The sequence below is a fragment of the uncultured Lutibacter sp. genome, assembly GCF_937891065.1.
Lineage (GTDB): Bacteria > Bacteroidota > Bacteroidia > Flavobacteriales > Flavobacteriaceae > Lutibacter.
Genome location: NZ_CALAEQ010000146.1, coordinates 1 through 10,595 on the forward strand (window position 1 = coordinate 1; position 10,595 = coordinate 10,595).

Below are 10,595 nucleotides of genomic sequence, written 5' to 3' on the forward strand. Positions count from 1 at the left end.
AAATAAAAAAAGCAACTCAATTGAGTTGCTTTAATATTAGAAATTACTATAAATTAATTTTCATTTTTTTTAATGTCATTAATAAAACTGTTAAGTTCTAAACCGTATTTAGAAGCTTTTACATTTTTTGATAATGAATTGTTTATGGTGTCTAACAATTTAATATTGGCATTATATAATTCAGTTAACGCAATATATGGAGCAACTTCATATTCGCCATTATTAACAGCAAAATTTGTTGAGAAATAATATTTTCTTTTAATTAAACTTGTTTCTTGTTTCTCAATTTTTGAAACTAATGCGGTATCTCCAATTTTTTGAGCATCAAATTTTTCCTTATATAAGTCTAATTGTTTCCCATTAAATTTCTGAGCCATAGCTTTATGCTCTTCAAGCAATGTTTGATTTTTAGAACCAGTAATTTTTGCTGAAACAGCAAATTTTGAAAGTTTTGAAGTAATGTTTATTTCTCCTTTTTCTCCAAAAAAGACTATTTTTTGATCCAATTTTTTGTCTAAAACAAGATAATAAATTTCCGGAGTCTCAATTTCATCAGCAAATATAAAATCACTTTTTCCATTTAATTCAATAGAATCAACAGAAACAAGTGTAGTGTCTTTAAATTTTTGTAAATAAAGTGTGCCTTTTTTAAGTCCGTCAATATTTCCTTTAACTATCATACTACCACTTTTGGTATTGTTACAAGAAATTATGAAACTGATTAATGCAATTAAGCTAATTATTTTTTTCATTTTTATAATTTAAGGGCGTAAATATCTAATTTTAATTTTTAACTATATTTATGGAGCAACAATACGCATTAATTCAGCTGTAAGCATAGCTCCGTAAGTTCCAACTACATAACCAAAAACTGCCAATAAAACTCCTACAGTAGCTAAAGATGGATGAAAAGCTGCGGCAACAATTGGTGCAGATGCAGCACCACCTACATTTGCTTGACTTCCAACAGCTAAGAAAAAATAAGGAGCCTTTATCAGTTTAGCAACAATTATCAATAAAATGATATGAATAGTCATCCATACAAGGCCTATAAATATTAATCCTGGGTTTTCTAAAATTTTACTTAAATCCATTTTCATACCTATAGTAGCAACTAAAATGTAGATAAAAACGCTTCCAATTTTACTAGCACCTGCACCTTCATATTTTTTCAATTTAGTAAATGAAAGAATTATGCCTATAATGGTTGAAATACTTATCATCCAAAAGAATTGTGAACCGAATGATGAGAAAGCAGAACTTTTATCACTTACAGCTTTAAAATTATCAATTAAAAAGTTAGAAACTGTATTTGCTCCAAAATGAGCAAAACCTACAACAGTAAATGCTATTGATAATATAACCATTAAATCAGCTAAAGATGGGTTTCTCGTAATTTTATCAGCGTATGTAGATACTTTTTCTTTTAAGCGTTCAATTGCAGATGTATCAGCACCTAACCATTTATCAATTTTTTTAGATTTTCCAATTCCCATTAATACAATAGCCATCCATATGTTTGCAACAACAATATCAACTAAAACCATTCCTCCATATTTCTTAGGATTGTATTCGTAAATTTCTAGCATAGCAGCTTGATTCGCTCCACCACCAATCCAACTACCTGCTAATGTTGCTAATCCACGCCAAACTGCATCAGGACCAGCACCACCAACTGTTTCTGGCGAAAATGTTGAAATTAGTATAATAGCAATAGGACCACCAATTACAATTCCAACAGTTCCTGTTAAAAACATAATTAAAGCTTTTGGGCCTAAATCAAATACAGCTTTTAAGTCAATACTTAAAGTCATTAAAATTAACGCTGCAGGTAATAAAAATCGACTAGCAACATAGTATAAGTTAGATTCATGTTTTGTAATATTTCCTACCGCATCTACAGACTCCCATTCAGGAGCAATAATACCAAAGGATGTAAAAATGGCAGGTAGCATATAAGCCATAAGTAGTGATGGAACTATTTTATAAAATTTTATCCAGCCATCATTTTTACTTGAAGAAGTGTAAAAAACAAAGCCAATAGTTAACATCACAATTCCAAAAGCGATTGTATCTTGGGTAATAAAAGGTGTAGTATCCATGTATATTTTTGAATTTCGGCTAATTTAACATTTTTTATGACTTTAATCCTAATAAAAGAGTATTCGGTTTCTTATATTTGCTTGATAAAATTTTAATAAATGAAATATATAAAACTATACGTATTACTAGCATTATTAATAGTTTCTTGTAAAACAGTTCAGAAAACAACACAAGTTGTTAAAAATGATGCCCCAGTTGTTGATACTCGTGAAATTCAGGGTGGAATGTGGATTCCTTCTCTGTTAGAAGGAGTTAACGAAAACGAAATGAAATTATTAGGAAGTAAAATGACTGCCGAAGACATTTACTCTGTTAATAATTCAAGTTTAAAAGATGCCATTGTTCACTTTAACGGTGGATGTACATCAGAAGTAATTTCTCCAAACGGATTGATGTTAACTAACCATCATTGTGGTTATGGCGTAATTCAATCGCACTCATCAGTTGAAAACGATTATTTAAAAGATGGTTTTTGGGCAAAGAGTTATGAAGAAGAATTGCCTAATGAAAATTTTTCAGTAACATTTATTAAAAGAATTGATGATGTAACTGAAGCTATTTTTGAAGGAATTACCGATGATATGGATGAAGCTGCTAAAATGAAGCTCATCAATCAAAATATTAATAAAGTTAGTAAAGCAGCTCAAAAAGAAGCTTGGCAAGATGCCAATGTGAAATCTTTTTACGACGGAAATCAGTATGTATTATTTGTAACTGAAGAGTTTAAAGATGTTCGTTTAGTAGGTGCTCCACCAACTTCTATTGGGAAATTTGGATCAGATACAGATAACTGGATGTGGCCTCGTCATACAGGAGATTTTTCAATGTTTAGAATTTATGCTGATGCTAATAACAAGCCAGCTGATTATTCTAAAGACAATGTTCCTTACAAACCGGCACATCATTTACCAATTTCATTAGATGGCGTTGAAGAAAATGATTTTACATTAGTTTTTGGTTTTCCAGGTAGAACAAATGAATATTTACCAGCTGTTGGAGTTGATCAAATTGTGAATGTATTAAACCCAGCAAAAATTGAAGTTCGAGAAAATGCCCTAAAAATAGTTGATAGTTATATGCGTGCTGATAACAATATCAAAATTAAATACGCTTCAAAATACGCTTCTATTGCAAATTATTGGAAAAAATGGATTGGTGAAAACCAAGGAATTGAAAAATCAAATGCAATTCAAAAGAAACGTGATTTAGAAAGTGAGTTTTCTAAAATTGTTGAAGAGAAAGATTTAGTTGGTTACAAAACATTATTATCAGATTTTGAAAATTTATACCAAGAAATTGAAAGCGTATCATTAGCACGTGATTATTGGATTGAAGTAGCTTATCGAAATGTTGAATTGTTAGGAATTACATTTAGATCTTTTCAGTTAGAACAAGCATATTTAAGAGGTGGCGAAGCAGCTTTTGAAAAACTAAGAGCTTCAGGTTTAAGTCGTTTAGAAGGGACTTATAAAAATTACAGTGCAAAAGTAGATGAGCCTGTATTTGCAAAATTAGTAGAGTTATATGCAACTAAAGCACCAAAAGATTATATACCATCAAATATGAATGGTGTTGATTTTACAGCTTTAGCAAAGGATATTTATACAAATTCAAAATTAACAAATTTTGAAGGAGTTACAGAATTGCTAAGCGGAACAGCTGAAGAAGTAATTAAAAAATTAAATGAAGATAAAGCGTATGTATTTGGGAAAGAATTACATACTATTTTTTATGAAAAAATGGAACCAAAATTTCAGGAGCTAAATATGCAATTAGTTGCTGTACAAAAGCAGTACATGAAAGGATTAATGGAAGTTTTTCCAAACAAACGATTTTTTCCAGATGCAAATAGTACGTTACGTGTTACCTATGGTCAAGTTAAAGGTTACGCTCCAAGAGATGGAATGCGTTATGGAAATACTACTTATTTAAAAGGTGTTATAGAAAAATTTGTTCCAGGGGATTATGAATTTGATGTGCCTAATAAACTAATAGAATTATACGATTCTAAAGACTTTGGACAATATGCAGATAATGGAAAAATGCCAGTTTGTTTTATAGGTACCAACCATACAACAGGAGGTAATTCTGGAAGCCCAGCAATTGATGCTCACGGAAATTTAATTGGATTAAATTTTGATAGAGTGTGGGAAGGAACTATGAGTGATATGAATTATGACCCAGATATTTGTAGAAATATTATGGTAGATATTAGATATGTATTATTTATAGTAGATAAATTTGCAGGCGCTAAAAACTTAATTAACGAAATGACTTTGGTACATCCAAAAACAATTATAAAAACAAAAGCAAAAACAAAAACAAAAGAAGTAAAACCTTAATTTAATCAAATGAAACACGTAAAATTTTATTTATTTATTACAGCACTATTTGTGTCGCTAAGTATTTCAGCACAAGAAACTGAAAAAATTGATACTAGAGACATTCAAGGCGGAATGTGGATTCCTTCCTTATTAGAAGGAATGAATGAACAAGAAATGCAGCAGTTAGGAAGTAAAATGACTGCTAAAGACATCTATGATGTAAACAATTCAAGCTTAAAAGATGCCATAGCACATTTTGGTGGAGGTTGTACTTCAGAAATTATTTCGCCAAATGGTTTATTATTAACAAATCATCATTGTGGTTTCGGTGTTATTCAATCACATTCAACTTTAGAACATGACTATTTAAAAGATGGTTTTTGGGCTATGAGTTATGAAGAAGAGTTACCAAACGAAAGCTTAAGCGCTACATTTATTAAAAGAATTGATGATGTAACAGCTCAAGTTTTTGAAGGTATTTCCGATGATATGGATGAAGCTGAAAAAATGAAAATTGTGAACCAAAATATTTTAAAGGTTAACAAAGATGTTCAAAAAGAAGAATGGCAAGATTCATATGTGCGTTCATTCTATAAAGGAAATCAATACTTATTATTTGTTACAGAAAAATTTACTGACGTTCGTTTGGTTGGAGCTCCTCCAACATCAATTGGGAAATTTGGTGCAGACACAGATAACTGGATGTGGCCTCGTCATACTGGAGATTTTTCTATGTTTAGAGTGTATGCAGATGCTAATAACCGTCCGGCAGATTATTCAAAAGACAATAAACCTTACAAACCAAATCATTATTTACCAATTTCATTAGATGGAGTTGAAGAAAATGATTTTACTTTAGTTTTTGGTTTTCCGGGAAGAACAAACGAGTATTTGCCAGCTATTGCTGTAGATCAAATTGTAAATGTGTTAAATCCAGCTAAAATTGAAGTGCGTGATAATGCATTAAAAATTATTGATTCTTATATGCGTAAAGATGCGGATATAAAAATTAAATATGCTTCTAAATTTGCTTCAACAGCTAATTACTGGAAAAAATGGATTGGTGAAAATCAAGGAATTCATCAAACAAAAGCAATTGATATTAAAAAAGCTGAGGAAGTAGAATTTTCTAAAATAGTTGCTGAAAAAGATTTAGTTGGGTACTCAACATTGTTATCTGATTTCGAAAGATTATACAAAGAAATTGAAAGCGTTTCATTAGCTCGGGATTATTGGATTGAAATTGCTTACAGAAATGTTGAGTTATTAGGTGTTACTTTTAGAGTATATCAATTAGAACAGGCTTATTTAAAAGGTGGAGAACAAGCTTTTGAAAATGCAAGACTAAATATATTAGCTGTTTTTGAAGGAACATATAAAAATTATAGCGCAACAGTTGATAAACCAGTTTTTGAAAAATTAGTGGCTTTATACGCTGAAAAAACACCTGCTGAATTTGTTCCTACAAACATGAAAAATGTTAATTATACGAAATTAGCAAATGATATTTATGCAACTTCTAAATTAACATCTTTTGAAGGAGCAAAAGAACTATTAGCTGGTTCATCAGAAGAAGTGATGAAAAAAATAAATAATGATGCTGCATATAAATTTGGAAAAGAATTACACAGTGTTTTTTACAACCAATTAGAGCCTAAATTTCAAGAGTTAAATTTACAAATTGAGGCTGTTCAAAAAGAATACATGACAGCTTTAATGGAAGTATTTCCTAACAAACGATTTTTTCCAGATGCAAATAGCACGTTACGTGTTAATTATGGAATGGCACAGGGGTACAATCCTAAAGATGGTGTAACTTATACAACCAAAACATATTTAAAAGGAGTGATGGAAAAATATGTTCCTGGAGATTACGAATTTGATGTTTCTAAAAAATTGCAAGATTTATATCATTCAAAAGATTACGGTCAGTATAGTGAAAATGGTAAAATGCCAATTAACTTTTTATCAACTAATCATATGACTGGTGGTAATTCAGGAAGTCCTATGATTGATGCACATGGAAATATGATAGGTTTAGCTTTTGATACTACTTGGGAAGGAACTATGAGCGATTTGTATTTTGATGCAGATATCGTGAGAAGTATTTCAGTTGATATCCGTTATGTATTATTTATAATTGATAAATATGCTGGAGCTAAAAATTTAATTGATGAGATGACTTTGGTTCATCCAAAAAAGAAATAAAAATTAATTAAGCACGAAAAACTCCGAATGAAAATTCGGAGTTTTTCGTTTTTATGAATCTTCAGAAGTTGTTTTTTTAGGAGAACGTTTAGCGTCTTTTAGGCACTTGTTTAGCATCCATTCTAACTGTCCGTTAGTAGATCTAAACTCATCAGCAGCCCATTTTTCTACAGCTTTGAGCATATCCTCATTAATTCTTAGTGCAAATGCTTTTTTCTTTGCCATTGGTTATTCTTTGATAAATTCTACAATAGAAGTTATTAAGTTAGTCATTATTGGTAAATCTGGATTTGTATAGGAACTCATATTTTCATTTACATCTCCTTTTATTTCTTTAAAAATATGATTCATATTTTCAATTATTACTAATTCTGAAGTTGAGTTTGCTGCATGCAATAATTCAGCCTCTGAAATAGCAACTTGAATATCATTGGTTCCATTTATAATTAAAACAGGAATTGTTAATTTTTTAAGTTCAATTTGTGGGTTGTATTTTATCCATGAAATTAAAAACGGCTGAACAGATTTGTTAAAAATAGAAATTAACATTGGGTTAAATTCATCAACGGTATTTCCTTTCTTTAGTTCGCTTAAAACTCTTTCGGTTTCATCTTTTAAAAAAGGTGCTTGCTTTGAAATTTGCTCCACTAATACTTCATCAATAGTTCTTCCTGCTCCTGCAATTGAAATGAAACCATCACTATTATTTTTACTTGCAATTAAACCAACTAAACTTCCTTGACTATGACCTGTTACAATTATTTTAGAATAATTATGAGTATTCTTAAAATACTGAATCACAGATTTAGCTTCTTCAATAAAAACATCAAAAGTTAATGAATCTATTGTAGCCTTATCTTCTTTTGTATATGAAAGTACGCTTTTATCAAAACGGTATGTTGCAATATTATTTGAGGCCAATCCTTCAGCTAAAAGCTTTAAGGAATTGTTTTTCATCATTACGTTATTTCCATCTCTATCTGTTGGTCCAGACCCGGGAATTAAAATTACCAATTCACATTTTTTTTCAGAATTGGGTGTTAGTAGAGTACCTTTTAGGGTAACAGTATTTGTTGGAATATTTATTTCTGTTTCGTTATATTTTATTTCTTGTGCAATTGCAAAAGTTGAGACTAGTAATATGAATAATGTTATATTTTTAAATTTCATGTGTTTTAATTTTATATTGATACGTAGTTAGAACACGCTGAAGCTCTTCTTTTTTTTGAGTTCCAATTAAAATTTTATTTCCGGTTGATAACTCAATTTGCAAACCAATATTTCCTTTGGTAGTGAAAGATTTTACTTTGTTTTTTCTAAAACTAAATTTCATTCCCCAACCTCCAAATTCAGAAATACCATCATAATTTCTAATATAACAATTCGATATACTTTCCCAAGTTATTAATTTATAAGATAAGTGAAATGGGAAATATTGATAATAAATACCTTTCTCATCAACTCTAGTTTTTAGTTTTAATTTTAAAAATAAAAGTCCCACTAATAAAATGATAATTAAACCGCTTAATGAACCAAGTTTTTCACTTATAGAGCCTTCTAAAATTGTTGACCATTCATTATAAGAAGAAATTCCAACAGCTATAAAGGCTACAGATAAACCAATAATAATTATTGGTTGCGTAAATTTTTGTTCTTCAATGAATACCTTCATGCTATAAAACTTATTTTTTAAGCTATTTCTTTTAGAATAAATGCAGCATAAAAGCGACACCAAACTTACACAAATTCTTATGTAATTATGAATCCAAAAAATTATCTATTCTTTTCCCGTTCTAATATAACTTTGGAAATATTTCCATGACCATCACCAATTGCATTTTTCACTTCCCAACCTTCTCTTGCTAGCTGGTTTAGAGTATCTTCAAAAATATCGTCCTTTTTCCAAAAACCTTTTTTTAGTACTTTATATTCTTTCATAACAATAGTTTAAAAAATTAAATTTAAAGAGATTAATGTTATTACGATTACAATAATTTCAATTATATAAATAACCATTTTTTAGTGATTTAAAGTTCCAGTATTAACTATTGGAGAGACATCTTTATCGGAACAAAGAACTACCATTAAGTTGCTTACCATCGCAGCTTTTCGTTCTTCATCTAACTCTACAATTTTTTTTCTGCTTAGGTGTTCTAACGCCATCTCAACCATGCTAACAGCGCCTTCTACAATTTTATGTCGAGCTGCAACGATTGCTGTTGCTTGTTGTCGTTTTAACATGGCACTTGCAATTTCTTGCGCATAGGCTAAATAACCAATACGTGCTTCTAAAACTTCAATACCAGCCATGTCTAAACGTTCAGCTAATTCCTTTTCTAGAGCTTCACTAACTTCATTTACGCTTGCTCTCAAGGTAATTTCTTCAGCTTGCCCCTCATCTTCAAAATTATCGTAAGGATATAAACTTGCTAATTTTCTAACAGCTGCATCAGATTGTACACGAACAAAATTCTCGTAATTATCAACATCAAAAGCAGCTTTAAAAGTGTCTTTTACTTTCCAAACGGCAATGGTACTAATCATAATTGGATTTCCAAGTTTGTCATTTACTTTAACGCGTTCACTGTCGAAGTTGCTGGCTCTTAACGAAATACCTTTCTTTGTGTATAAAGGATTTGCCCAATAAAAACCATTGTCTTTTACTGTTCCAATGTATTTACCAAACAATAAAATTACTTTTGATGTATTTGGGTTTACCAAAAAGAAACCAGGTAAAGTGGAAATTGTTAACAGTAAAAAAACGAAAAACAATGGGATTATTGAATTTACAACGCTCGTAATTGCACCAATAATGAATACAATTAATAAGATTAGCATTGAATAGCCACTTGATAATTTTATAATTTTTTCTTGACTCATGATGTTTGATTTAAAATGATATTAAAATGATATCACAAAGATATATATTATTTTTTGTTATTTCCAAATTTTTAACAAACTTTATTTTTATATTTGCTAAAAATAATAATCTAATGAAATCAGTAAAATCAATTTATATTTTAATAATTTTTTTAATAATTTTTTCGTCTTTAAAAGCAGATAACCTTGATTGGGGAGCAACAGGGCATAGAACCATAGGAGAAATTGCTACTCATTATTTAAAGGGAAAAACTAAGCGTGCAGTTTTAGAAATTTTGGATGGACAAAGTTTAGCGTTGGTTTCTACTTTTGGAGATGATATAAAATCAGACAAGCGTTATAATGAATTTTATACTTGGCATTATGTAAATATGCCCTTTGGTATGAAATATGAGGATGCTGAAAAGAACCCTGATGGAGATTTAGTGTCAGGAATTGAAAAGTGTAAGGCTGTTATTATTGACGAAAATGCCTCAAAAGCAGATAAAGTATTTTATTTAAAAATGCTAGTTCATTTAATTGGAGATTTACATCAGCCAATGCATGTTGGTAGAAACGAAGATAAAGGGGGGAATGACATTCAAGTACAATGGTTTAATAGAGGTACTAACTTGCACAGAGTTTGGGATTCTGATATGATTAATCATTTTGATATGACGTACACCGAACTTGCTGAAAATTCAGATAAAATATCAAAAGAGCAAGTGAAATTCTTGCAGAAAGGAACTATTGTTGATTGGGCAAATGAAACTCAAACATTTGCTATAAAAGCATATGCTTCAGCTGAAATTGGAGATAAATTAGGTTATAATTATATGTATGAAAACTTTGGATTGGTTCGTTCTCAATTGCAAAAAGGAGGCGTTCGTTTAGCAAAAGTTTTGAACGATTTATTTATATAAAACTTTATGAAAAGGATTTTATTTTTCACCATTGTTTTATTAATAAATTTTATAAGTACAGCTCAGGAAGATGTAACAAATATTAGCACCAAAGTTGAATATAAAGAGTATAGAAATGGAAAACTAAATGAAAATTCAAAACTATCCTTTATATTTAAATATAATATTGCCTATTTAT

The 10,595-nt window shown here is 29.9% G+C and carries 10 protein-coding genes; 3 read left to right on the forward strand and 7 right to left on the reverse strand.

Features of this window, described 5'->3' with window-relative positions; genetic code table 11:
* Positions 1-53: 53 nt before the first annotated feature.
* Positions 54-752: a DUF4369 domain-containing protein gene (locus Q0352_RS07950; protein WP_299526271.1), complete on the reverse strand. Its 699-nt coding sequence runs from the start codon at positions 750-752 to the stop codon at positions 54-56.
* 48 nt (positions 753-800) lie between these two features.
* Positions 801-2,102 (reverse strand): DUF819 family protein, encoded by a 1,302-nt coding sequence (locus tag Q0352_RS07955; protein ID WP_299526274.1) that lies wholly within the window; start codon positions 2,100-2,102, stop codon positions 801-803.
* A gap of 99 nt (positions 2,103-2,201) precedes the next feature.
* Here Q0352_RS07955 and Q0352_RS07960 point away from each other — a divergent pair, with 99 nt between their 5' ends.
* Positions 2,202-4,445 (forward strand): S46 family peptidase, encoded by a 2,244-nt coding sequence (locus tag Q0352_RS07960; protein WP_299526277.1) that lies wholly within the window; start codon positions 2,202-2,204, stop codon positions 4,443-4,445.
* Between the two features lie 9 nt (positions 4,446-4,454).
* Entirely contained in the window at positions 4,455-6,635 is a 2,181-nt protein-coding gene (locus Q0352_RS07965; RefSeq protein ID WP_299526280.1) for a S46 family peptidase, read from the forward strand.
* Between the two features lie 51 nt (positions 6,636-6,686).
* Here Q0352_RS07965 and Q0352_RS07970 read toward each other — a convergent pair whose 3' ends face one another.
* From Q0352_RS07970 to Q0352_RS07990, 5 genes are all read right to left on the reverse strand, one after another.
* A complete protein-coding gene (locus Q0352_RS07970; protein ID WP_299526283.1) occupies positions 6,687-6,860 on the reverse strand; it encodes an Arc family DNA binding domain-containing protein in 174 nt (57 codons plus the stop codon).
* 3 nt (positions 6,861-6,863) lie between these two features.
* Positions 6,864-7,805 (reverse strand): carboxylesterase, encoded by a 942-nt coding sequence (locus tag Q0352_RS07975; RefSeq protein ID WP_299526287.1) that lies wholly within the window; start codon positions 7,803-7,805, stop codon positions 6,864-6,866.
* Positions 7,795-8,307 (reverse strand): hypothetical protein, encoded by a 513-nt coding sequence (locus Q0352_RS07980; protein ID WP_299526327.1) that lies wholly within the window; start codon positions 8,305-8,307, stop codon positions 7,795-7,797. The genes Q0352_RS07975 and Q0352_RS07980 overlap by 11 nt, the downstream gene beginning before the upstream one ends.
* A 101-nt stretch (positions 8,308-8,408) precedes the next feature.
* On the reverse strand, positions 8,409-8,573 hold the full coding sequence (locus Q0352_RS07985; protein ID WP_299526330.1) for a DUF4177 domain-containing protein: 165 nt from the start codon (positions 8,571-8,573) through the stop codon (positions 8,409-8,411).
* Between the two features lie 81 nt (positions 8,574-8,654).
* Complete coding sequence (locus tag Q0352_RS07990) at positions 8,655-9,515, reverse strand: SPFH domain-containing protein (RefSeq protein ID WP_299526333.1); 861 nt, start codon at positions 9,513-9,515, stop codon at positions 8,655-8,657.
* A 113-nt stretch (positions 9,516-9,628) separates the two neighbouring features.
* Between Q0352_RS07990 and Q0352_RS07995 the strand changes: the two genes are divergently transcribed.
* Positions 9,629-10,417 carry a S1/P1 nuclease gene (locus Q0352_RS07995; RefSeq protein ID WP_299526336.1) on the forward strand — a complete coding sequence of 263 codons (789 nt, stop codon included), beginning with the start codon at positions 9,629-9,631 and terminating at the stop codon, positions 10,415-10,417.
* Positions 10,418-10,595: the final 178 nt, after the last annotated feature.